General features: G+C 42.3%; 23 protein-coding genes. 17 read left to right on the forward strand and 6 right to left on the reverse strand.

The genetic code is table 11. From position 1 onward, the window contains the following. Window positions 1–135: 135 nt before the first annotated feature. Window positions 136–1,203 carry a recombinase RecA gene (gene recA / locus G496_RS0100415; RefSeq protein ID WP_027177529.1) on the reverse strand — a complete coding sequence of 356 codons (1,068 nt, stop codon included), beginning with the start codon at window positions 1,201–1,203 and terminating at the stop codon, window positions 136–138. 302 nt (window positions 1,204–1,505) lie between these two features. Here recA and G496_RS18370 point away from each other — a divergent pair, with 302 nt between their 5' ends. The 5 genes from G496_RS18370 to rnr all read left to right on the forward strand — a co-directional run bounded on the left by G496_RS18370 (window position 1,506) and on the right by rnr (window position 8,080). Then, the gene (locus G496_RS18370; RefSeq protein ID WP_245577833.1) at window positions 1,506–2,612 is read left to right on the forward strand and encodes a tRNA(5-methylaminomethyl-2-thiouridylate) methyltransferase; all 1,107 of its coding nucleotides are present in this window, start codon (window positions 1,506–1,508) and stop codon (window positions 2,610–2,612) included. 68 nt (window positions 2,613–2,680) lie between these two features. Continuing rightward, window positions 2,681–3,634, forward strand: a complete 954-nt coding sequence (locus G496_RS0100425; protein ID WP_027177530.1) for a calcium/sodium antiporter — start codon at window positions 2,681–2,683, stop codon at window positions 3,632–3,634. A gap of 220 nt (window positions 3,635–3,854) precedes the next feature. Continuing rightward, the gene (locus tag G496_RS0100430) at window positions 3,855–4,589 is read left to right on the forward strand and encodes a Bax inhibitor-1/YccA family protein (protein ID WP_027177531.1); all 735 of its coding nucleotides are present in this window, start codon (window positions 3,855–3,857) and stop codon (window positions 4,587–4,589) included. Window positions 4,590–4,810: 221 nt separating this feature from the next. After that, window positions 4,811–5,884 (forward strand): tetraacyldisaccharide 4'-kinase, encoded by a 1,074-nt coding sequence (gene lpxK, locus G496_RS0100435; RefSeq protein WP_027177532.1) that lies wholly within the window; start codon window positions 4,811–4,813, stop codon window positions 5,882–5,884. Between the two features lie 21 nt (window positions 5,885–5,905). After that, window positions 5,906–8,080: a ribonuclease R gene (rnr, locus tag G496_RS0100440; protein WP_027177533.1), complete on the forward strand. Its 2,175-nt coding sequence runs from the start codon at window positions 5,906–5,908 to the stop codon at window positions 8,078–8,080. 45 nt (window positions 8,081–8,125) lie between these two features. Here rnr and G496_RS0100445 read toward each other — a convergent pair whose 3' ends face one another. After that, a complete protein-coding gene (locus tag G496_RS0100445) occupies window positions 8,126–8,416 on the reverse strand; it encodes a hypothetical protein (protein ID WP_027177534.1) in 291 nt (96 codons plus the stop codon). A gap of 160 nt (window positions 8,417–8,576) precedes the next feature. Here G496_RS0100445 and G496_RS0100450 point away from each other — a divergent pair, with 160 nt between their 5' ends. The 3 genes from G496_RS0100450 (at window position 8,577) to G496_RS0100455 (ending at window position 10,640) form a co-directional block, all read left to right on the forward strand. Beyond that, window positions 8,577–9,233, forward strand: a complete 657-nt coding sequence (locus tag G496_RS0100450) for a LexA family transcriptional regulator (RefSeq protein ID WP_027177535.1) — start codon at window positions 8,577–8,579, stop codon at window positions 9,231–9,233. A 179-nt stretch (window positions 9,234–9,412) separates the two neighbouring features. Continuing rightward, window positions 9,413–9,580 carry a hypothetical protein gene (locus tag G496_RS21240; protein ID WP_169725718.1) on the forward strand — a complete coding sequence of 56 codons (168 nt, stop codon included), beginning with the start codon at window positions 9,413–9,415 and terminating at the stop codon, window positions 9,578–9,580. 349 nt (window positions 9,581–9,929) lie between these two features. Then, window positions 9,930–10,640: a peptide arginase family protein gene (locus G496_RS0100455; RefSeq protein ID WP_027177536.1), complete on the forward strand. Its 711-nt coding sequence runs from the start codon at window positions 9,930–9,932 to the stop codon at window positions 10,638–10,640. A 113-nt stretch (window positions 10,641–10,753) separates the two neighbouring features. Here the strand turns inward: G496_RS0100455 and G496_RS0100460 are convergent, their stop codons facing one another. Next, window positions 10,754–11,089: a hypothetical protein gene (locus G496_RS0100460; protein WP_027177537.1), complete on the reverse strand. Its 336-nt coding sequence runs from the start codon at window positions 11,087–11,089 to the stop codon at window positions 10,754–10,756. 630 nt (window positions 11,090–11,719) lie between these two features. Between G496_RS0100460 and G496_RS21020 the strand changes: the two genes are divergently transcribed. After that, entirely contained in the window at window positions 11,720–11,896 is a 177-nt protein-coding gene (locus G496_RS21020; protein WP_156900562.1) for a hypothetical protein, read from the forward strand. 22 nt (window positions 11,897–11,918) lie between these two features. On the opposite strand, the gene G496_RS0100470 is transcribed toward G496_RS21020, so the two are convergent. Continuing rightward, window positions 11,919–12,740: a substrate-binding periplasmic protein gene (locus G496_RS0100470; protein ID WP_027177538.1), complete on the reverse strand. Its 822-nt coding sequence runs from the start codon at window positions 12,738–12,740 to the stop codon at window positions 11,919–11,921. Between the two features lie 597 nt (window positions 12,741–13,337). On the opposite strand from G496_RS0100470, the gene G496_RS0100475 reads away from it, so the two are divergent. Continuing rightward, window positions 13,338–14,390 carry an ABC transporter substrate-binding protein gene (locus tag G496_RS0100475; protein WP_027177539.1) on the forward strand — a complete coding sequence of 351 codons (1,053 nt, stop codon included), beginning with the start codon at window positions 13,338–13,340 and terminating at the stop codon, window positions 14,388–14,390. Further along, window positions 14,390–17,413 carry a response regulator gene (locus G496_RS0100480; RefSeq protein ID WP_051294731.1) on the forward strand — a complete coding sequence of 1,008 codons (3,024 nt, stop codon included), beginning with the start codon at window positions 14,390–14,392 and terminating at the stop codon, window positions 17,411–17,413. The genes G496_RS0100475 and G496_RS0100480 overlap by 1 nt, the downstream gene beginning before the upstream one ends. Window positions 17,414–17,416: 3 nt before the next feature. Here the strand turns inward: G496_RS0100480 and G496_RS0100485 are convergent, their stop codons facing one another. Further along, a complete protein-coding gene (locus G496_RS0100485; protein WP_051294732.1) occupies window positions 17,417–17,863 on the reverse strand; it encodes an iron-sulfur cluster assembly scaffold protein in 447 nt (148 codons plus the stop codon). 183 nt (window positions 17,864–18,046) lie between these two features. Between G496_RS0100485 and G496_RS0100490 the strand changes: the two genes are divergently transcribed. Both G496_RS0100490 and G496_RS0100495 read left to right on the forward strand, forming a co-directional pair. Further along, window positions 18,047–18,961: a LysR substrate-binding domain-containing protein gene (locus tag G496_RS0100490; protein WP_027177542.1), complete on the forward strand. Its 915-nt coding sequence runs from the start codon at window positions 18,047–18,049 to the stop codon at window positions 18,959–18,961. A 15-nt stretch (window positions 18,962–18,976) separates the two neighbouring features. Beyond that, window positions 18,977–20,140, forward strand: coding sequence for a GNAT family N-acetyltransferase (locus G496_RS0100495; RefSeq protein ID WP_027177543.1), 1,164 nt, complete (start codon window positions 18,977–18,979; stop codon window positions 20,138–20,140). Between the two features lie 2 nt (window positions 20,141–20,142). On the opposite strand, the gene G496_RS0100500 is transcribed toward G496_RS0100495, so the two are convergent. Then, on the reverse strand, window positions 20,143–20,727 hold the full coding sequence (locus G496_RS0100500) for a YqiA/YcfP family alpha/beta fold hydrolase (protein WP_034631874.1): 585 nt from the start codon (window positions 20,725–20,727) through the stop codon (window positions 20,143–20,145). 135 nt (window positions 20,728–20,862) lie between these two features. On the opposite strand from G496_RS0100500, the gene G496_RS0100505 reads away from it, so the two are divergent. The 4 genes from G496_RS0100505 to G496_RS0100520 all read left to right on the forward strand — a co-directional run bounded on the left by G496_RS0100505 (window position 20,863) and on the right by G496_RS0100520 (window position 24,266). After that, window positions 20,863–21,726 (forward strand): urease accessory protein UreH domain-containing protein, encoded by an 864-nt coding sequence (locus tag G496_RS0100505; protein ID WP_027177545.1) that lies wholly within the window; start codon window positions 20,863–20,865, stop codon window positions 21,724–21,726. A gap of 3 nt (window positions 21,727–21,729) precedes the next feature. Beyond that, window positions 21,730–22,146 carry a MarR family winged helix-turn-helix transcriptional regulator gene (locus G496_RS0100510; protein WP_027177546.1) on the forward strand — a complete coding sequence of 139 codons (417 nt, stop codon included), beginning with the start codon at window positions 21,730–21,732 and terminating at the stop codon, window positions 22,144–22,146. A gap of 78 nt (window positions 22,147–22,224) precedes the next feature. Beyond that, entirely contained in the window at window positions 22,225–23,385 is a 1,161-nt protein-coding gene (locus G496_RS18375; protein ID WP_034631878.1) for a GAK system CofD-like protein, read from the forward strand. Window positions 23,386–23,405: 20 nt separating this feature from the next. Next, complete coding sequence (locus tag G496_RS0100520; RefSeq protein WP_027177547.1) at window positions 23,406–24,266, forward strand: deoxyribonuclease IV; 861 nt, start codon at window positions 23,406–23,408, stop codon at window positions 24,264–24,266. The last annotated feature ends 20 nt before the right edge of the window (window positions 24,267–24,286 follow it).

Consider the following 24,286-nt stretch of genomic DNA (forward strand, 5'->3'; position numbering starts at 1 on the left):
TCTGTTACGGTGGGGTTCCGCCTGATGGTTATTTATCAGTAAGAACCTCAATAATATGTCCTGCCACGGCCATAAATACAATTTATGGCGGGCAGATACGCAGGCCGGGTAATCCTCCGGCCGGGTTGAAAGGCTTTACTCTTCGGATTTAGCTGAGTCAACCGCCTTATCAGCTGTGTTTTCGTCAGCTTCCTTCATGCCCAGATGAACCAGAAGCTTATCTTCAATCTGTTGACGCAGGTCAGGATTTTCAAGCAGCATCTGGCGGACATTTTCTTTTCCCTGTCCCAGTCTCTCGGAACCGAAGGCATACCATGCCCCGCTTTTGTCAACAATTCCGTTGTCGACTCCGAGATCCAGAATCTCGCCTTCTCTGGACATTCCTGTTCCGTAAAGTATGTCTACAAGAGCCTCCCTGAACGGCGGGGCCACTTTGTTTTTAACTATTTTTATTCTTGTGCGTGAACCGTAAACTTCTTCCTTATCTTTAAGGGTCTGAATTTTACGGATATCAAGCCGTACAGATGCATAGAACTTCAGAGCATTACCACCGGAAGTGGTTTCCGGGCTGCCGTAACCGGTCATACCGATCTTCATGCGGATCTGGTTGATGAAAATGACCACGGCATTGGATTTGTGGATAGTTCCGGTCAGTTTGCGCAGGGCATGAGACATAAGTCTTGCCTGTCCGCCGACCTGAGTTTCTCCCATATTTCCTTCAAGCTCAGCCTGCGGGATCAGTGCGGCAACGGAGTCAATTACGACAATGTCGATTCCACCTGAACGGACCAGCAGGTCAGTTATTTCAAGAGCCTGTTCGCCGTAGTCCGGCTGTGATATAAGCAGTTCATCGGTTTTTACGCCGAGACGTTTAGCATATTGAATGTCCAGAGCATGCTCGGCATCAACAAAGGCGGCATTTCCGCCCATTTTCTGGCATTCCGCAATGATGTGCAGGGCCAGAGTTGTTTTACCGGATGACTCGGGACCGTATACTTCAGTGATTCTTCCTTTGGGGATTCCACCGATGCCAAGAGCAAGATCCAGACTTATACATCCCGTAGGAACTGCGGGAATAGCCTGAGTTGCATCGGAATCAAGGCGCATGATTGAACCTTTTCCGAATTTACGCTCAATAGTGGTAAGGGCGGTTTTGAGAGCCTCACGGCGAAGTTCGTCAGGGGCTACTTTTTTACTACTCATAAATCCTCCGAAATCGGGTTGGACGTTGCAACACATTAAAAATAAAAACTCAGACGATTGTCACATGCGTCAGAGGCTTTGCAGGCAGATGCGCCGCAAGGTCCGGGCCTTACGGATAAAATTGTAAATATTTATTCCGCTAAGGCAACAGCATCAGATATCAGATAGGTGATTAAACCGCAACTGTCAGAAATGGGAGCTTTGAAGTAATATTTATACATTGAAAGTATCGTACTGATGTTTTTTAATAAAACATTCTAAAATAGTCTGAAATTGTGTGTGTTCCGGTTTTCTGACGCATTATGCTGTTGCGATTTGATATAAATGAAGGTAGAGCCGCGCGTATGGAAACAAGATATGACGCATTGGCCCTCTTTTCAGGTGGGCTCGACAGTATTCTGGCCAGCAGGGTTATTCAGGATCAGGGGCTCAAAGTTCTCGGCCTGCATTATGTGAGTCCTTTTTTCGGCAAGCCCGATAAAATAGATCACTGGAGCAAAATTTACGGTGTTGATATTGTTGCTGTTGATATCAGCCGTGAATATATAGAGATGATGTTCGGCGACCTTTCATATGGAATGGGCAAGCTGCTCAACCCGTGTGTGGACTGCAAAATTTTTATGCTTAATCATGCCAAAACGCAGCTTGAAAGATATGGAGCCTCTTTTCTGATTTCAGGGGAAGTTATCGGTCAACGTCCGATGTCCCAGCGCAAGGATGCTCTAAACTCCATCAGGCGTGACGCTGAGGTCTCCGATGTTCTGCTGCGACCTTTGTGTGCCGCAAGCTTCGCTCCCACTCCTATGGAAAAATCAGGACTGGTTGACCGTGACAGACTTCCGCATATTTTCGGGCGTGGCCGCAAGCAGCAGTTACGCATGGCCAGAGAATACGGTTTTACAGAGATTCCTTCTCCCGCCGGTGGATGCCGGTTGACTGAAGTTGAAAATTCTGCCCGCTATTTCCCCTTGTTCAGGTATCTTGATGGACCTGACTTGAATTCATTTAAGCTTGCAAATCACGGCAGACATTACTGGTCTGGGCTTAACTGGCTTGTGATCGGCAGAAATAACAGTGATAATCAGAATGTTGAAAAGTACCGGCGTGATGGAGATTACGGATTTGAACTTATCGATTATCCGGGTCCTTACAGCCTCGGCCGCAATATAAAAGGGGATAGCTGGAGTGATGAAGCCATCAGCGAGGCCGCAGCCTTTGTTGCTTCGTATTCAGGCAAGGCCGTGGCTTCCAATGGTCCTGTCAGAGTCAATGTAACAGGCCCCGAAGGTGATTCTATTGTTGAAGTTCTGCCGGAAAGAGATACAGTTTCATTTGCGGAGGGCAATCTTGATGACCTCAAAGAGTGGAAGATTGCAACAGGTAGAAAAGACCCTGCCGGAGGGGATTGATCTTTTTTAAACCACCTAATATAAAATAAAAAAATAATCCTGTAGATATCCACTTTAGGAATATACTGATGTTTTTAACTGCATTGTCGTTTGTTGCCAGCATCTTTCTGCTCTGGTTCGGTGCTGACTGGATAGTAGAGTCTGCCTCAAAAATAGCACGCAGATTCAATGTTTCAGAGCTGGTTATCGGGCTGACCATAGTTGCTTTCGGAACTTCGGCTCCCGAGTTCCTTGTAACTATTACGGCCGCTTTCAAAGGTCTTTCCGACATTTCTTTATCCAATGTAGTGGGATCAAATATTTTTAATCTGGGATTTATTCTCGGACTTATGGCCCTCATAAAACCTTTACCCACAAACCGGGCCATAGCATACCGTGATACACCGCTGCTTCTGCTGACCACAGCTTTTATTCTGGTTATGTCTTTTTTCGATTCCCTCGGGCGGACTACCGGAATAATTCTGGCTTCGGTTTTAATTTGTTATATCGGCTACCTCATGGTGCACACCAGAAGGATGAATTCCGCGGCCTCGCCGATTGTTACCGATATGGAAAAGGCTGCTGGAGAGCATGTCAGCCTGTCCTGGAAAGACTGGGCCATGCTGATAGCCGGTTTTATCGGCATAGCTCTTGGCGGTGAACTTATGGTTGAGTCCGCTTCTACCATAGCCAGACATTTTGGCGTTTCGCAGTGGGTTATAGGTATGACTATTGTCGCCGCCGGAACATCGCTGCCGGAACTGGTCACCTGTCTTGCCGCATCTATCAAAGGCCGAAATGAAATGCTTATCGGTAACCTTATCGGTAGTGACTTTTTTAATTTTGCCGGAGTGCTGGGGCTGACATGTATAATGCGTCCCCTGCATGTAAATCCCGAAGCTCTGCCGGGGCTTGCCGTTCTGGTCGGGATGGTGGGACTGGTTCTGGTCTTTATAAGAACCGGATGGCGTGTTTCAAGGGGCGAAGGGGCCATACTGGTTTTAATCAGCATGCTGCGCTGGGCGCAGGACCTTATGCACTAAAAAAGAGAAATGGTTCCATCCTGAAATGATTCAGGAATTTGTGGCTGCCGACCTATATATATGTATTGGTTTTTTATTGTCTTTTTTAAGCCGCAGTCAGCTTCTTTCGTTCGGTTTTTCTTGCCAGATCGTGTCAAGATGACTATCTTGTCCCTTATAGATTAAAAACAATGGCGGTCAATTGCCGCATAAAGCTATCAATTCCACAGGAGGAAATGAAATGAGCAGACTTGGAACCGTGCAGACTCCCCGTACCCGCGCGGAAGTAGTCAATGCCTTTATGCGCGGGGTTTACAACTGGATGAGCATTGGACTTTTGGTAACGGCAGCAGTAGCGTATATGATTTATACCCTTCCTGCTTTTCAATCCATATTCTTTTCAGTCAATCCGGCTACCGGTATGGTTGGTCCCTCCATCTTTTTCTGGGGTGCCATTATTGCCGAGTTCGGACTTGTTATCTATCTCAGTGCCCGCATCCAGCACATGTCCGCCCAGACAGCAACAACTACATTCATCATTTATAGTGCCCTGAATGGAGCAACTCTGTCTCTGATACTGATGGCTTACACAGCTTCATCAATCTTTAATACCTTTATTGTCACTGCCGGAATGTTTGCAGCCCTTAGTTTTTACGGCCTGACCACCAAGCGTGATCTGACCGGAATGGGTTCATTCCTGATGATGGGGCTTTTTGGAATTATCATTGCCAGCATCGTGAACTTCTTCATGCACAGCTCGGCTATGGAGTTTGTAATTTCCATTATCGGTGTAGTTATTTTTGCAGGTCTTACAGCTTATGATTCTCAGAAGCTACAGGCTATGGGCGAAAATGCTCCTATGGATGATCAGGTGGCCATACGCAGAGGAACAATACTCGGAGCTCTTTCCCTTTATCTCGACTTTATCAACCTGTTCCTTTTCCTGATCAGATTCATGGGTGTAACCCGCGACTAATTATCAGTGAAAAAGTTGATTTTTAGACGGTGCCTTTAAACTTAATTTTCAGGTGCTGTTGAAATGTAACTTTAATGACTTTAAAAAGGCAGAACCATTCATACTTCCGGGTATGCTGCGGTTCTGCCTTTTAACTTTTCACGGCCTTGTTTTATGCTTACTCTTACTTGGTTCTGATGTTATGGAATGAGGACGAATGAATTTTAACGAGTGAAAATCTTTTGATAAAAAAAACACAAAAACTACTTGCTCCGGTACTTTGCCCTGCTGGTAAAATTTATGGTTCCGTTATGGGCATGCGTTCAAAAATGTACGCAAAAGGGACTTTTTCAAGATTTGATCCTGAGTGTCCCTGTGTATCGGTGGGGAATATCGGTTCAGGCGGAAGTGGAAAGACTCCGCTCTCAGGCTGGCTTCTGGACTGGGCTTTGTCTCAGGGGCTTGCCCCGGCTTTACTCTCCAGAGGTTATAGAGCCGCTCCACCTAAACTGCCGTATCTGGTGAAACCGGAAAGTCCGGTTCAGGAAGCCGGGGATGAGCCGTTAATGCTGGCTATTGAGCATCCCGGAGCTAAAATTGTTGTTGATCCTGTCCGGATCAGGTCCGCATCATGGGTTACCAGACATTACGGACCGGGAATTTTTATTCTTGATGACGGATTTCAGCATCTGGCCGTCAGGCGTGATTTCGATATGGTCCTGCTGACCCCGGAAGATATCGAAAGCGGGTGGAACAGGGTTATTCCACGGGGAACATGGCGTGAGGGAGTAAAGGCTCTTAATAGGGCTGATATTTTTCTGATCAAATGCCGGCCTTTTCTTTTTGATGAAATGCGTGAAGAAATTAAAAACAGATTACAAAAATTTAAAAAACCTGTGTTTCAATTTTCTCTGAAGCCCAGAGCTTTGCGCCGACTTGGCGGGCGGGAAACCAGACCCGGACTGAATGAATCATATATTCTGGTGTCAGGAGTAGGAAATCCTGAACAACTCGAAGTTACGGCTAATTTATTTATGGGCAGGTCTGCTGAGGAGCATGTTATTTTTAAAGATCATCATTCCTATACCCGCGATGATATCGCGGCTATCCGCAGAACAGCATCACATTGTGGAGTCCGTGAAATTATCTGTACTCCAAAGGATGCCGTAAAGCTGAAAGGGCTTGGGGCTGATGACTTCTGGACTTTTGACCTTGATATCGAGTTCAGCCGTTCGATCTTTTTTGACGGAAGTGAGCCTGAAACTTTTGACAGCTGGTGGAGTCTTAACCGGATCAATCGTGAAAACCGGAAGTAGAAAACGTGAAGGTGCATAAAGATGGGAAATAAGAAAAAAAATAAAAGCAGTGGTAACGTTGCTGATTACAAAGATATTCTGCGCCTTCTTCGTACTGAGGACAGGCCCATGTCCGGTGGTGAAATTCAAAAAAAACTTGGACTGACCAAAAGACATCGCAAATTAGTCAAAAATCTTCTTACCGATCTGGTCAAACAGGGTAAGCTTGTAAAAACAAGAAGTGCCTACGGGCTTGCAGGTAAAATGAGTACTGTTACTGGAAAGTTGCAGGTGCAGCGTTCCGGTGCAGCATTTGTGCTGCCGGATGACAAACGGCGTGGCGATATATTTATACATCAGAAAAATCAGGGCGAAGCATGGCACGGTGACAGGGTTTCAGTTGCTATAACAAATGAGAAGCGCGGAACCCGTAATGCCGAAGGACGTGTGCTGCGTGTCCTTGAACGGGGAAAACAGGTCTTCCCGGTAAGAGTCGTGCGACCTATGGGGGCGACCGGACTTCTATGTAATCCCACTGATCCGCGGCTGGATTTTGGTATTGTGGTTGAACCCGGAGATTTTGAAGAGACTGCATCAGCAGGTAAAGGTGATATTTTTCTGGTAGGTCCGGGTGAGAGGATCAATCCGAATTTATGGCAGGGCAAGATTCTTGATTATCTTGGACCTGAATCTGATGCGGATGTTCAGGAATCCATAGTTAAATCATCACATTCTATTTCCATAGATTTTCCGGATAAGGCCATTCAGCAGGCGGAAGAGCTGCCTGATGTTCCGGGAGAGGATGATTTTGCCGGGCGTGAAGATTTAAGGAATATTTCATTCGTCACCATTGATGGCGAAACCGCAAGGGACTTTGATGACGCCGTTTATGTAGAAAAGTTCGGGCAGGGCTACAAACTCTGGGTCGCTATTGCTGATGTCAGCCACTATGTCCCCATGAACAGTCCTCTTGATCGTGAAGCTTTTGAACGTGGTAATTCTTATTATTTCCCACGCTCTGTGGAACCAATGTTTCCCAAGGCTTTAAGTAACGGTCTGTGCAGTTTGAATCCGGACGTTCCAAGGCTGGCAATGGCTGTTACTATTGAATTTGATTCAACAGGACAACCCGGTAAAACAGCCTGTTTTCCGGCAGTTATTCTCAGCCATGGCAGACTCACATATACGCAGGTGAACGCAGCTATTATCGAAAAAGACAATAGTGAGCGTGAAAAGATTTCAGACCTTGTTCCAATGCTCGATCTTGCTGAAGAACTGGCCCGGAAAATAAATTCACGCAGGAAAAAGCGTGGCAGCATTGAGTTTGATCTCCCTGAGCCTAAAATTATTTTTAATGAAGCCGGTGTAACAGAAGATATAAAACCGCTGAGTAGAAATTTTGCACATCAGATTGTAGAAGAATTTATGATTGCTGCTAATGAAGCTGTTGCAGAGTTCCTGACAGACCGTGATATGCCCTGTATGTACCGTGTCCATCCCGGACCGGACGAGGAAAAGCTCACCAACCTGTTTAAAATTTTAAAAAGGGTGGGGCTTAGTCAGGAGCAGCCAAAAGAAATAACTCCTCAAACTCTTCAGAATCTGATTGAAAAAGTTGAAGGCAGCGGTCAGGAATACATCGTCAGCCGTCTGCTGCTCAGATCTATGAAGCAGGCTAAATATCAGCCTGAGAATGAAGGGCATTTCGGACTGGCCTCCGAGTGTTACTGCCATTTTACTTCTCCAATCCGCAGGTACGCCGATCTGGTTGTTCACCGTTGTCTTAAAGTAGCTCTTGGCGACACCCATCAAGCTATTCCGGGGCAGAAACAGCTGGTTCACATCGGGGGACACCTAAGCGCTAGGGAACGTGTGGCCATGGAAGCCGAACGTGAAATTATCAAGCGTATCACCATGCTTTTCCTCAAGGGCAGAGTTGGGGAAGAGTTTACCGGAGTTGTTTCAGCTTTGGCTGAATTCGGATTCTGGATAGAGCTTAAGGAAGTCATGGCTGAAGGAATGGTTCGGCTGGCTTCGCTTAATGATGACTATTACGCTTTCTGGAAAGACCATCAGATGATTATCGGTGAAAGAAGCGGTCGGGCTTTCAGATTAGGGCAGACCGTTAAAGTTCGGCTTGAGTCTGTAAGTCTTGAACTTCTTGAAGCAGGGCTTTCTATTGTAGAAGGTGGCGAAGACTTTAAAAAATATGTTTAGTCGCAGTTTGAAATAATCAGGCCGCCTCCATAAACGGGGGCGGCTTTAATTTTTTTTAAGCCAGTCGAGCAGATTACAGTAAATTCCTATTTCACAGACTTTTTCATCAATTTCGCTGCACTCAACATCATCACTTTCAATCAGTGTGCCTAAGGCCTCATATATCTGGACCAGACATTCCTGATCTGTTGATCCGCATACCTTGATGACCATATCGAGTATTTCAGGCGGAGCAGCTGATGAAATGACTATTTCCATCCCCGAGTCGCCGAAATCAAAATCGAAATGTTCAAAAATCTGCCCGGCATAGTTTTTAATGTCTTTATTATCCGCCATAATCTTCATCTGTTAATTGTTAGAATTAATTCTCTGTCACTAATTACTATACTATTTATTACTTGAAAACCCTGTGATTTAAAAAAAAGATTGAACTGATGTTAAGTATAGTTTAACTTATTTGTTGTAATTTGTATGACTTGATAAATACGGAGATTAAATGTCCGGCAGAGATTTTGATTCATTTTTTGAAAGACTGAGGCAGGAAACTAAAATTGCAAGCCAATCCGATCTCGCCAGAGAACTGGGTGTCGGAAGGGCCGCGGTCTCTTTGGTTAAGAAAAAAGGTGCTGTTCCACCAAGATGGATTCTTGATCTTTCCATGAAATTCGGGCTGGACTCTTCATGGCTTGAAACAGGAGAAGGAGCTGCTCGTCCTGAAGAAGCTTCAGAAATATTTTTTGAAGAATTTCGCAGGATTCCAAAAGTCGCAGCTCGCTTAAGTGCCGGCGGAGGGTCCTTTGAAACCGAATCGGGAGTCGAGGGTTATTTTGCCTTTCGTTCCGAGTGGGTTGAGCGGAAAGGAAATCCTTCTGATATGGTCCTTATGGAAGTTTACGGCAACAGCATGGAACCGGAACTTCGTGAAGGAGATGTTGTCTTGCTTGATCAGTCCCGCACTGATATTCTCGCAGGTGGAATATATGCTGTCGGTGTTGAAGATACCGTCATGGTAAAAAGAGTTGAGAAGCGTCCCGGTCAGGTTGTGTTACATAGCGATAATAATGATTATTCACCGATTTATCTCCGTGGTGATGAACTGGATAATGTAAGAGTTCTTGGGCGCGTTATCTGGGTTTCCAGAGAATATAGATAATTTCAGCCCTTAAAATAATATTTTCAATAGGATGTATTATTTTGAGGGCTTTTTTGTATACGTAGTGTTTATTTTTGATTGACAAATGTTTGCCATGTGTTTAGTTTTTAACCGTCACATGCGATAGAGGCCGGTTGATTGATTCGTTTCAGTGTCTAACACACAGCAGGGAGAGCGTCATGCAGGAAAGATATTGTAAATGCGGTAAACGGATAATTGTTCAATACAGTAATAGAAAAAGTGATAACTGGATGGTTCGTTACTGGCAGATGGGACACAATTTTGGTAAGACAATAAGAACATGTCCGCACTGTGGAAGGAAAATTAATATAGATAGTCTTTGCTAAAATAAAATATATCTTAATGGAAATTGCATTATGATTTAAATTTATATTATTAATAATTGAGATACGCCTTAAATAGTACGAATTAATAGTTACTGTATTTGTTTATGCAGTTTCTCAGTAGGATGATAATAATCTTTTATATATTAAAATATAAATTTTGCTTTTTTGATATTTCATATTTTCACGGAACTCATTCTCCCCCCTCCCTGAGTTCCGTAGGAAAACACCATCATATTCCTCATCCTTATGAAAATGCCGCCCACTGGGCGGCATTTTCATTTTAGTGCAACTTAACAATTTTTGAAAAAGATTGTATTAAAAAATAAAATATTATTGAGGAGATTTAATTATGGCTGAATGGCTGGTTCCATTTGATGGGCGTAATCATTCTACTTCCATTAAATTGAATTTTTTGTGGAATGACGGGCCGATATTTATAATGGATAATCATCGTGCCGCCATGTGGTGCTGGATGAATTTTGTGAAAGAATCAGAACAATTCGGCCTTTTTCATGTCGACAGGCATTACGATGCCCTTTTTTCTGAAAAAGATTATGCCCACGTTCCTCTCGATGGTTTGGAAAAGATGGATATCCATGACTACTTATCCTGTGGGTACGATAATGAATTTTTTGCCGTAACTCCTGTTTTCAGGTGGGATAATTATCTGGGGCTGTTTATTGAAAGGTATCGCGATAAAATTGCCACCTTGATCACCGCAACTCATGAGAGGGGAAGTGAGCCGAGTGGAAATTTTGCCAGATGCTACCCTTGGGATTTTCCCGGCACTTTAGACCGGCTGAATGGTGAATGGATTTTCAATCTTGATCTGGACTATTTTTGTTCCAGAAATTCATCAGGTGAGATGGAACAGATTTTTACAGATGAATATATTTTTGATTTTGCAAAAGCTTTAGCTGCCCAGATATCCAAAGAGACAATTAAAGTTCTTACAATCAGCCTGAGCCCTGAATGTGCGGCTGGATGGACCGGTTCTGAAAAAATAATGAAGATAGTAGGGGAAGGGCTGGGAATAATATTCGCCCTGCCAGAAAAGTAATTAAAAAAACAAGTCTCCGCAGAGGATGTGAACCTATATCCTTATCAGCCTGTTTGGGCGTTTTATAAAAAAGAAAGCGATGCTCTTTAATTTTAAAGAGCATCGCTATTTTATTATTCTTTGTTCCACACTTTAAATTTTTGCCCTTCAAAAAAGTCACGGTACAACTGTTCGGCTCTATCTTTGAATTTGGGGTCGTGCATAATGAGAACACTGAGTGCTTCATATTTAAAATAAGCAATAACATCGTCCCAATCTATGCTATTTTTATTTTTGGACTTGAATCCTTTCAAGGTCGGTTCAACAAGCTTTTGCGTCAAAGGGTCTGAAACTCCTGCCTGACTGAAAAAATCAGATATTTCTTTTTTAACTTCTTCAGGCCAGTCTGTTTCACCAAGGGGGACAAGGTCATGAAAACTGTTTTCTTCGCCTTCTTTCAAAATATACATAGCGTTATCCGTTGTTTTTAAATTTTTAACTGTATTTACAGTTATCAATAAGAGAGTTCAAATATTACTGACTGTGACTGTTTGCGCCAGACATTGTTTAACCTTGTAATATAAAATGGTTGAAACTGTCACCTGTCCGTAAGGTTGACTTTTAAGGTTGAAGCTAAAAAAGTTTTGGACATTTCAATTCGCCCCTCCTGCGGAAAAGATGTACCAGCCTCTTCCCGGCAAATGCCCCCCGGATCCTCCCAACCATCCCGGGGGGCAATTCTTATTGCCACATTCTGTAAAGAAGTCCCCGGAAAAAATATCTAATTCTCCACTGCATCATTTTATTATCTATAAATCCACATGCCAATTTATATGCCGGCTTAGTGCAGGATAAATCCGGCACCTTTTTCCTGATGCCCGGATACTGATAAGTTAAGACAAGTAATAAATTACCCTATCCAAGGTATAATTTCTAAGAATAATGGGTAAAATAATTATTCTTAAAATATGTTTATGCAGGTTTAATTCACCATTTCGCGTGGTTGTTGGCTGCGTATACTTGTGGCGCGTTTTAATACAAAAAACAGGTATATAGATTGCATCTATGCTGTATAATTTTTACCTTGGAGTCAGCATAGGATGAGAATTTTTTCATTAATTTTTATTGTGGCATTGAGTGTTGCCCTTGTTTATTCCGCAGGAGCTTCAATTTACAGGGCTGCTTTTCCAGATCGTGACAGATCCTATGCTCCTGTAGAGCTTGTGAGAGTGGAAGGCAAAAATTGTCCGCTATATTTTCCCAAGGATCAGGAATAGCGCAAAATATAGGCAACTGATTTTAATTATTTGTTGCAGAGTGTGCAGTGGAATTTTGATCACATTTCTCAGTAACCACTTTAGCAAGCATATCCTTTACTGACGGGAAGTTGTAAGAAGTGATGAATTTATTAATATCATTTATAAATTGCACATGTTTTTTGAAAGCCAGAATCTTTAGCGGGAAAGTGTAAAGGGGCTTTTCAATCAGCCTGAACCTTTTCTCCTTAAAACTACAGCGTTTAAGATGGCATGGAAAAGCCAGATAATTGCAGATTGCAGCATCAACCCTGCCTTTAATAAGCATATCAAGTTGTTGTTTTGTTTTATACACAGATACCTTTTGTATCGTCCCGTTTTCAAAGTATTTATCGAGCGGACCATAACCGTTTCCATGTATAACGGCGATGCTTTTCCCTTTCAGATCACTTATATCATTGAATTTTAATTTAGAGTCTTTCACTACAACCAGATTGTCACTTACTTCCCATAATGCACTTGAATAAATAACTTTTTTATTTAGCTTGTCTGACTCAAAAGCCGGACTTGTCAGTGCTGATGCATCAGCTCTTCCACTTGATAAAAGAATTTTTACTCTTCCTCTAGGGATACATTTATATCTAATGTTATACTGTGGATAAGTCTTTTTGAATTCAGTTAAAAAAGTTATAAACTCACCATGAAGTGATCCGGAATTGTTTGTTTTACCTACTGAATAAAATGGTGGATACCTGTATCCGAACAACATTAAAATATTGTTTCCTTCAGCATGAGCCATGCTGATCGGACCAATAAGCATATAAGAAGCAATAGATATAATCAGAATTTTATTTATGAAATTCATTATTCTCTCAGGTTATATGTTTAGGGCACACAACTTTAAACTAACATCAGTAAGTATTTATTGCAATTCTAACGATTTTTATTGTGACGTATTATTTTAGAAAAAATAAAAAATTAAATTTATTAAAAATATTGATAATATATTATGTGTTAAAATATTAAAATTATTTATATGAGTCTTTAGTAAGGTAAATTTTATACCTATAGTATGCATATAAATTCAATGCTGAAGATTCGTATAAAATAATATTCTGTTGAGTTGAATTAAGTTTTTTATGATGAAAAAATAATATATATTTTGGAAAAGATACTCAAAATATATTATCAAGGTAGGATAATCTGTATTTAAATAAATACATTTTTGTTTATTACCAACTTATTAAAATAATATTATATATTGTAATACTAAATTTGAATTTTTTTTAAATTAAAAAGTTACTGTTAAACTTATAAAGCAGATTAAAAAATAATTTAAATAAAAATTTTGATTATAGATTCCTTTTTATGACTTTTGAATATTGATTTTTAATATTTAAAAAAATCAGGTTTCAGGTATATATAAGTTATGGTCACAATCTAACTTAAGCATGGGGGAGTAATGAAATTTTTACTTTGCTTATCGGGATTACTGATTTTTTTTATTATGTTTCCATCCCGGATATATGCTGCCGGAAAATCTCCCTACAAAGTTTTTATTGTACACAGCTATTCCCTTGAAAATATATGCGGTCTGCCGCAGCAGCTCGGGGTCTTGGAATCTTTGAAAAAGAATAATTTTATTCCGGGAAAAAATATTAATCTAAGTATTCTGGCTATGGATACTAAATTAAAAAATAATACTCCCGAGCTGATAGAAGAACAGGCCAGACTGGCTATTTCTAAAATTGACAAATTCTCCCCGGACATTTTGATAGTGCTTGATGATAACGCTTTCAGAACTGTGGCTCTTCACTACCTTGATTCTGATATGCCGGTTGTTTTTTCCGGAATGAATGTGCAGCCTGAAAATTATAACAAAATCAAACCGTGGATGGATTCAAGAATTCGTCCGGGGCATAACATTACAGGGGTGTATGAAAAACTTCATATTGTTGATGCGCTGGTAGTTGAAAAGCGGCTAATTCCGGGACTTCAAAAAGTAGTGATGGTTTATGAAACCTCACCGACTGGTCTGGCTGTGTTTGAGCAGGTTAAAGCTGAACTTGCTGAAGGTGACCCGGGTGTTGAACTTGAGTTGAAAGTTGCCGGCTCATGGGAACAATACAAGGAAATAATAAAATCCATATGCAATGATCCTGCTGTCGGCGGTATCTATCCTGTTGCCGCACTTTTAAAAGATTCTAAGGGTAACTCCTACGGCAGCGAAAAGATTATTCACTGGACTGTTAAAAATTGTATGAAACCAGGTATTCCCTTGAATTATTCGTGGGCCAGACTGGGACTTATGGGAGGATGCGGAGTTGACTTTATTTCCATGGGTAGACAGGCCGGGGATATTGCAGCGAGAATATTGAAAGGAGCTTCACCAAAAGACATCCCGATAGAAGATGCCCGCAGATATGCTCTGGTTATAAATCTCAAAAGGGCTAGGGAATTGGGTATTGTCATCCCTGATGATATTCTTATGGCTGCTGATGAGGTTTATGAATAATGGGTGAAGGAAAAGTAAATATCGGAACCCGGGAGCGTTCTTTCCGGCTGGCAACGCTGATAACTTTCGCTGCATGTGGACTTATTCTTCTAGCTGTTGCTGCCGTTGGAAGCGTTATCTACCAGAAATCAAAAAGCAGTCTTCTTTCTGAGTTCAGAGACAGGGTCAGGGCAGAGGGTGAAAGGGCCGCAGTTGAAGTAAAAAGTCTCATTCTTAATTCTAAAGCAAGGCTTGATGAATTAAGCAGGGATAATACTTTAAGGGTAAGCCTTAAACTCCACCTTGATTATCAGCTTCAGGAGCGTCTTAGTGATTACGACCGGCCTGACGGAGCTGTCACTTTTTATGTTGTTCCAGATGAATACGATCGTATTTTTTCATCCCATCCCACTGAAATTGATTCTGAAGTAATCCTGAATGCTGCAAAAAAGAACCACTTTGAGCAAAGGTTTTTTAGAAGTTCAGACGGTCGCTTTTTTTCAATTTTTTCTGTCCCAGTGAAGAACAGAAATGATGTGATCGGTTCTGCAGTATGTGTTTTAAATATAAAAAAAGCAGTGGCCAGCCATATTCTTTTTTCTTCCGCCAGCGGTTCTTTTCTAATTATGGAGGGGGCCAGATTTTTTCGTATAGGTGATGGCTCATCTGTGTTCTTAGGGAATAGCAATATATCCGAATCATTGAGCGGTGCTACAATGAACGGAATAAACGGGGTTATCTATCGTAGTTCAATTCTTCCTGAGGCCGGATACTGGGTTTCTTATGACAGCCTTAACAGAATGCTGGACAGCATTGTCATGGCTGCTATGCCTTTTATTTTTGTAATTCTGACAATTTGTATTATCGGGTCGCTTTTTTTGAGCAGAAGACTTGTTTCGCCGCTTAAAAAAATATGTGACACCGCTGACCGCATAGCTAACGGGCAGGACTTAAGCATAAGTAAAAGTCATCACAGGATTCGTGAGATTTCCATATTGGAGAATTCTTTGTCTGCCATGCTTTCAGGGTTGCGCAAGGCGGAAGAACTGCAACGATATAGGCTTTTTTTTGATAGCGTGAGCGATATAGTCTGGATTAACGACCGTGAAGGAAAGTTGATTGAAGCAAATGTAAGGGTTGCCGAGATACTTGGTTATCTTCCTGAAGAATTTTTGTCTTTTGCTATTCAGAATCTTGTCCCCGAAGAATTTCATCCTGATTTAGCACCTATAACCGGGAATCCCAGAGAATTGTATAATGGGAAGAGCTTTGAAATTCCATTGCTGACTAAAAGCGGCAAAACCATTTTATCCTCAGTCAGACCAAGGATTATAAATTATCTTGGGGATCAGGTTTTTCTTTGTGTGGTGCGGGATATTACTGACCGTAAGAAAAAGGAAGATGAGCTTAAGCGTTACACTGTAGAACTTTTGAAAGCCAGAGAAGAGGAAGAAAAGAACGCCGCAAGAATGGCTGAAACTCTGGAACAGCTGGAAGAAGCTATACATCGTTCTGAAGAAGCAAATAGAACTAAAAGTAAATTTCTGGCTCAGATGAGCCATGAAATCAGAACTCCGATGAATTCCATTCTCGGAATGGCTGACATGCTTGAAGAGACCGGTCTTAGTCTAGAACAGAATAGATATGTTAAAATTTTTCGTGATTCGGGAAGGGTTCTTTTAAATCTGCTTAACGATATTCTGGATCTTTCCAAAATAGAATCAGGCCGATTGAATCTGGAAAATATCCCTTTCAGTCTGGATGTGCTCGTTGATGAAGTTTCCGGGATAATGTCTGCTGATATAATTAAAAAGAATCTTGAATTTTCATGTCTTATATCTCCTGAAGTGCCCTCGGAACTTTCGGGAGACCCCACTAGAATCAAGCAGATTCTTGTTAATTTAATAAGTAATGCCGTTAAGTTTACCGATACCGGAAGTATCAACTGCTATTTTAATTTGGAATTGTTGGGTAGTTCGGAAATAAGGCTGAATATAACAGTCCGGGATACAGGTATCGGAATTCCGGAAGAAGCAATAAATAATATTTTCGGAAATTTCATTCAGGTGGATTCGTCCACGACTCGAAAGTATGGCGGAACCGGGTTGGGGCTGTCTATCACAAGAAATCTGATTCAGATGATGGGTGGGGATATTGCTGTTGCCAGCAGGGTCGGAGAAGGCTCTGAATTTAGTTTTTCCATAATGCTTGAAGCTGTTGAAGTGGAATCTGAATTGAATTCTGCCTCGCAGCAGGGTTTTAAAAATTTAAAAATACTTGTGCTCAATAATAATCAACTTGAGCGCGATTATATAAGGCAGTGTTTCAAATATTGGGGACTTGACTGTGTTACCGTTTCCGATCTTTCCGAGCTGAAGGAAATGCAGAGTGTTCCTGAATTTGACGGGCTGCTGATTTCCGAGAGTCTGAATTCTTCATCAGGACTGGCAGTAGCTGAAAAAGTCAGATCTTTTCTTAATAGAGCAGACTTGGAAATGTGCGTTTTAACCAGCCATAACAGTCTGTTAGCCTCTCAACCGCTTATGTATGAAGTCTTCGGTCTTGTGGGCGTTTCAAGATGGCCGCTATCAAGGGCTGAGCTTTTCAGGATAGCCGGAATTTTTAAATCAAGGTCAGACCATGAATCTGTTGAAGATTTGAAACCAGCCCTGCGTTCGGCGCGGATACTTGTTGCAGATGATTCGGAAAGTATCAGGCTGTTAATTGAGTTGTTTTTGAAGGATACACCTTTTAAACTGCATTTTGCGGAAGATGGGAAAGAAGCTGTTTTAAAATATTCCCAGCAGAAGTATGATCTTGTACTGATGGATATAATTATGCCTGATTTGAACGGGTATGATGCGGCAAAGCAGATAAGATCTTTTGAGGTGGAAAACGGATACCCCCGGACCCCTCTGATAGCTCTTACCGCAAACACTGAGGAAAGTGAGCGAATCAGGTGTCTGGAGTCCGGGTTTACCGAATATCTGGCCAAACCTGTGAATAAGGTTTCACTCATCAGGGTTATAGCCGGATATCTTTAAATTTTAATGCAGTTCCTGTTTTTTCTTCTTCTTTTCCATCCAGTTTCCAAGGGCTTCCTGAAGAGATGATGAAGCAAGATGGGCACAGTGGGTTTTGTCTGATGGAATTCTTCCAAGAGCTTTGATGATGTCTTCACCACTTATTTCTGAAGCTTCATCAACATTCTTTCCTGTTGCCAGTTCGCAGCACATGTCTGCACTGACGATGCTTGACCCGCAACCTGTGGTGTAGAAAAGTGCTTTTGTTATGATCTCATTTTCAATAGTGAGATAGATTCTGATCATGTCGCGGCATTCACCGGTGATCTCTCCAACTCCATCCGGGTTTTCAATTTCGCCCGCAAAACGGGGATTTTCCCATCTTTGTTTGTTGGATTCACCAAACATATCCACTGCGACATCCTCACAAGTCTGCTGAATATCATCGAGAACATTATCGAGCTGATCCATTTTCGGGACTCCAATATATGAGTTTTAATGTTTTAATGGGGAAAGATATAAGGTAATTATCCGATACATCTTTTATGTTTAAGACTTTATCTCTTTTAGCGGTAAAAGTACAAGATTGAGAAAAACCAACTGGATAAGTATGGTTTATGACACTATAGGGAATACAGTTTAATTGGAGAGGGTATGGAACTCAGGCAGTTAAAATATTTTCTGGCGGTAGCTGAAGAACTTCATTTTGGTCGTGCAGCAGAAAAAGTTCATATAGCTCAACCTCCACTTTCCCAGCAGATAAAGGCCCTTGAAGAGGAGCTCGGGGCCAAACTGTTTCTTCGTAACAGCAGGAATGTGCAGCTGACTGAAGAGGGAAAGTATTTGAGAAAAGAAGCCCTTGAGATATTTGATAAAATAAATAATGCGGCGGATACTGTTTTCAGGATGGCAAAGGGTGAAACAGGGCGTATCTCTGTGGGATTTATGGAGATTGCTATGGATAGCCACCTTCCGGAAATAATACGCAGTTTTAAATCTGATTATCCTGATGTTCGGGTCAAAGTGTCCCAGCTTGGAGCTTCGTCACAGATGCAAAAGCTCCGCACAGGGCAATTGGAAGTGGGATTTTGCAGTGCCTACAAATATGGTCTTCATGATCTTGATTACAAGCTGCTGTTTAGCAAGCAGCATCTGCTGGCAATGCCGGAAGATCATGCTTTGGTCGCAAAGGATTCAGTTACTCTTGAAGATGTTGCAGGGGAAAGGCTGATTATTTTCCCCAGAGTCGGGCATCCTGATCTTTATGACAGCATTTTTGCAGCCTTCCATGAGAAAAATATTTTCCCCGGTCCGGCACAGGAGGTTGCCGGAATTTCCGGTGTAACAGCTCTAATCGCAGCAGGCATGGGGGTTTCATTTGTTCCTGAAAATACCAGAATTCAGCGCAAAGGAATCGTGACCCGTCCGCTTGCGGATAATTTTCCGACAATGGATATTTACATGGTCTGGAAAAAGGGAGAACCTACAGCAGTTGTAAGTCTTTTTCTGGAAGAAGTTGCAGCTTTTTATGAACTGGAATCGGTTTTTGCATCGGCCAAACACAGCTGACGAGCGGGATATAAAATGTCTGAAATTTTGAAAGGATGCTCAATATCGTGGGCAAGATCCATATCCGAAGTGGATAAGGACCAGTGGAACCGTCTTGCGGCAGAACTTAATTTTCCCTTTTTGCGCTGGCAGTGGCTTAATCTTGTTGAAAGTTCAGGCAGTGCCTGCATTGAGACCGGATGGATTCCGATTCATCTGTTGATTCATAAGGATGGAATTCTGGTTGCTGCAGCAGCCCTGTATATGAAAACCCATAGTGATGGGGAATTTATTTTTGACAGGGTCTGGAGTGAAGTCGCCGAGAAAGGGGATATAAGGTATTATCCCAAACTGGTCGGCATGAGTCCTTTTACACCTGCCACCGGGTACAGATTTCTTATTGATCCCAAAGAGGACAGGGAAGAGATGACCTCGCTCATGTGCAAAGTCCTTGATAGATTTTCCCGTATAAATGGTCTTGGGAGTTGCGCTTTTCATTTTGTTGATGCCCGCTGGGCCTTGGAAATGGAGAAGTTTGGCTACAGCTCATGGCAGCATCAGGGCTACAGCTGGGAGAATACGGGATTTAATTCTTTTGAGGACTGGCTGGGAACAGTCAACCGCAACCGTCGAAAAACAATCCGTAGAGAACGCCGGGAGCTTCAAAGGGAAAATATAAGGGTCGAGCCGATATACGGGGAAAATATACCTCCGAAATATTTTGATTTTATGTATCGCCTTTATGAACGCACTAATGATCGTTTCGGTGAGTGGAGCTGTAAATTTCTTACTCGTGATTTTTTTGAGCGCTTACCGGAAATAGCTGGCGATAGTGTGCTTTTTATGACCGCTTTTCGCGGAGACAGTGAAGATCCGCTGGCTATGGCCATGTTCACCTATTCTGCTGATAAATTATGGGGACGCTATTGGGGATGTTTTGAAGAGGTCCGCTTTCTGCATTTTGAATTGTGTTATTATTCCGCCTTTGAATGGGCTATCAGGCATGGAATAAAGTATTTTGATCCGGGCATGGGCGGGGAGCACAAAGCAAGACGCGGTTTCCTTTCCACTCCCACATACAGCCTGCACCGGTTTATAAATCCATCTATGGATCTTACTTTCAAAACATATATTCAGGAAGTAAATCAGCTGGAAAATGGTTATATCAAAGATATGAATGATCTGCTTCCTGTAATATGAGCTTATTCGTTCATAAGAAATGACCTTATTCTTTTATCTTCTTCCAGCAGGATATCGTAAGCATCAAAATGATGATTGTCATGGAAGCACAGATAGTTGACACCTTTTGCATCAAGTATTTTTTTCATTACCTTCTGATCCAGAACTTCATCCTCTTCGCCAAGCAAAGCCATCAGTTTTGACGGATCGGTTTTACCCTGCATTATTTCATCTTCCAGCTTTTCGAAAACCTGCACATGGTCGTGGGTTACAACACCTTTTTCACCTGTCTTATAGTTCTCAACCTCGCCAATATGATCAAGAAGCAGCACGGATGGATTCAAGGCTGGATTGATCATCAGAACTTTCACCCCGAAACGAATATGGGCCAGCAGTGAATAAAACCCTCCCATTGAAGACCCCAGCAACACCAGCTCCCGGTCAGCATATTTGTTGATTGTTTTTTCCAGCAGTTCCATACAGCCGAACGGGTCCATGGGAAAATCAGGTGAAATCAGCTCATTATCCGGGAAATGATTACGCAGGGCAGCCGCTTTAGTGTTATCTCCGGTGGAGCCGAAACCGTGAACATTTAAAAAAGTTACCATTATAATTACCTGTTATTATTTGTGTTGTTTTGTTTGTATCTGGGAAGTCATTTTTAATATTCTATTTTATCTTGACATTCAAACTATTAGCAATCTAAAAAAGTTTGAATATCAAAACAAAAAAGGAGAATATATATGACCGGTGAATCAATGCTTCCTGTTGCTTTTCAAAGTGCACTTTTACTAGGCTTGGTGCATGGAGTAAACCCTTGCGGTCATTCGTGGCTGGTTCTGGCTCCGTTTGTCTCTGGCACAACCAAAGGCAAAAGGGTTGCTGCAATGACTTTTGCTTTTTTGCTGGGAACAACACTGGCCTGTATTCTTATTGGATTAAGCCTTGGAGCAATATCTACAGTTTTCAGCGGTTCAGTGCGCTACTATATGGATATGGTGGTAAACGGTTTGGTAATAATTCTTGGCACTTTGCTGATTGTTAAGCCGGAACTGATCCACAATCATGACCATGAACACAGCCACGACCATGAGCACGGGCACGAACACAGCCATGAGCACGGGCACGACCACAGCCACGACCATGAGCACGGGCACGATCACTACCATGACCATGAGCATGAGCACGATCACGGACATGACAACGACCACGACCATGCACACGGGCATGACCACGTACATGATCACGATCATCACCATGTCACCGGTCTTGCCGCCAGACTCTCAGCCCTTGTTCAGGGGAGATCCAGAGTACTTGCTTTGTTTATTATTGGATTCGTAAATATGATTGTTCCATGCCCGACCCTTGCGGCCATGTATTCATACGCCCTTGATTCGGAAAGTCCTGTTGCCAGTTGCCTTGTTTTCAGTGGTTATGCTGTAACCACCGCAATTGCTGTCAGTGCGGTTATATTTGCCATCTACAAGGCTTCATCACTTGCAAGGAGTCTGTCTCAGGGCTGGATAGAAAAGGCTGTAATGAGGGTTATCGGTGTTTTGACAGTTGTCTTCGGGCTGTATTCGCTTTATGCAGATCTGGGGGTATGATGAATGAACGATTATGAAGAACTTACCAGACTGATAGTTGAATTTTACGAAAAACTTTCGTCATGGGAGCATGCGGTTGTCCGGGGCAAAGGAGTCTCTCTTTCGCAGATTCATATTCTTGAGCTGCTAGGAGCCCACGAAGCCTTGCGCATGAAGGAACTAAGTGAAAAAGTTGGAGTTACCACCGGAACTTTGACTGTGGTGGTTGATAAGCTGGTAAAAAAAGGACTTGTCTGCAGAGAAGCTGATGAAAATGATCGCCGTTCGGTTATCGTTAAGCTTACGGAAGATGGAATTGATCTATACAGGGAGCATGACCGGCTGCATTTAGATCTTACCCGCGAGATTACTTCAGCTTTCAACCCTGATGAGTTGACTCAATTGCAGTCATTTCTGGAAAGGATGACCAAAAGATTCTGATGGTGTTTTTATATTTATGGACGAATTCTTCTAAACAGGGCATAATTCTTGATTATCTTTTTTAAAAGGAGATCATGATTGGAGAATTTAAGGGTTGAACGTGCCGATGGTCCGGGAGTGCTTTTTTTCAGCGGGGGAACGGCGCTTGCCGGTCTTGCTTCAGAGCTTGTACGCTATACGTCCAATTCAATGCATATCATTACTACGTTTGATTCCGGGGGCAGTTCCGCTAAATTGAGAACTGCCTTTAAAATGCCTGCTGTGGGAGATATCCGAAACAGACTGCTGTCCCTGTCCGACAATTCTTCAGATAAATGTGATGCTGTCATCAGGCTCTTCAAATACAGACTTGCTCACAATGGATCACAGGAAGAACTTAAAATTGAGCTTGAGAGCCTTGCCAGTGAACAACATCCGTTAATGCTTGATATCAATCAGGGTGTTCGGAGAGTTGTTGCCAGACAGTTTCTCTACTTCCTAAATCTGATGCCGGATAGTTTTGATCTGCGGGGAGCATGCCTTGGTAATCTCGCGCTGGCATCCGGTTACCTGGTGCATAAAAGAATTCTTGCTCCATCCATTGCCCAGTTTGCACGCTATTCCTGTTCACGCGGAATGGTCAGAGCCTGCTCTTTTGAATACGGTCATCTTGCTGTCAGGCTTAAGAATGGAGAAGTTATTGCCGGTCAGCATCTCTTTTCCGGTAAAGAAAATATTCCTGTAAAAAGTCCCATTGACGGTATGTGGATCTGTGCGGAAGTAAATGATCCCTGGCCAAAGGTTGTCTATGCTTCTTCAATCGCCATGATGCTGATAATGGAAGCGGACCTGATTGTTTATCCCATGGGCAGTTTTTATTCCAGCCTTCTGGCTTCATTGCTTCCCAAGGATATCGGGCACAGTATCTCTTCAAACCCGGCTCCCAAAATTTTTATTCCTAATATGGGATATGATCCGGAGCTCAAAGGGCATAGCGTTGCTTTGCAGGTTGAGCGTCTTCTTGAAGTCCTCAGAGCTGACAATCCGTCAGGGATAAGTGTAGATTCGGTGCTGGATGCTGTTCTGGTTGATACGGAAAACGGTTGCTATGAAAATGGTCTGGAGCTTGAAAAAATTGAAGCCAGAGGGATAAAAATTATTGATAAACGGCTGGTTGAATCTGAATGTTCAGAGCTGGTTGATCCTGTTCTTCTTGCTGAGATTCTTCTTGATTTTACCCGGAACGGACTTCCTGATTAAATTTTAATAAAAGGTGTTTAATGTTTTTAGGTGCTCATATGTCTATTGCCGGCGGTCTTGAAAAGGCTGTTGAAAGTATAGAAAAGATTGACGGTACGGCTTTACAGATTTTTTCAAGAAATCAGCGGCAATGGAAAATCAAGCCGCTTGAAGAAAAAGAAATTTGTACCTTCAGAGATGCTCGGAAAAAGTGGGGTGGTTACCCTGTTGCTGTCCACGATTCTTATTTAATCAACATGGCTTCCCCTGATGATGAGAAGCGATTGAAATCGGCAAAATCTTTTTCTGCTGAAATTAGTAGAACAGGTGCTTTGGGAATTGAGTATCTTGTTACCCATCCCGGATCACATCTTGGTCGTGGCAGCGAAGAAGGGATTAAAACCTATGTTGAAACTCTTGATCAGGCTATAAGAGAATCTGAATTCTCAGATGTTACCGTGCTTCTGGAAACAACTGCGGGGCAGGGGACCAACCTTGGCAGCAGCTTTGAAGAGCTTGCTGCGATCATAGAAAAATCATCCTGTCCTGAACGTCTTGGAATCTGCTTTGACACTTGTCATGTTTTTGCAGCTGGTTATGATTTTCGGACAGAGGAAACTTATCGGAAACTGTTTGAACACATTGATTCTTTGATAGGTCTTGAAAGAATTAAGTTTTTTCATCTCAATGATTCATTAAATCCTCTAGGTTCCCATAAAGACAGGCATACACATATCGGTTCCGGAGAAATTGGTGAAAACGCTTTCAGACTGATAATGAGAGATGAAAGATTTTCTGGTGTGCCTAAAATACTGGAAACTCCTAAAGGTAAGAGCGGAAACGGACTTGAAGATGACTTACGCAACCTTGCTCTTTTGAAGAAATTATCCGGCCAAAGCTAAATATTTTCTGATTGCCGGAA

Origin of the sequence: Maridesulfovibrio bastinii DSM 16055 (assembly GCF_000429985.1) — a bacterium.
Lineage (GTDB): Bacteria > Desulfobacterota > Desulfovibrionia > Desulfovibrionales > Desulfovibrionaceae > Maridesulfovibrio > Maridesulfovibrio bastinii.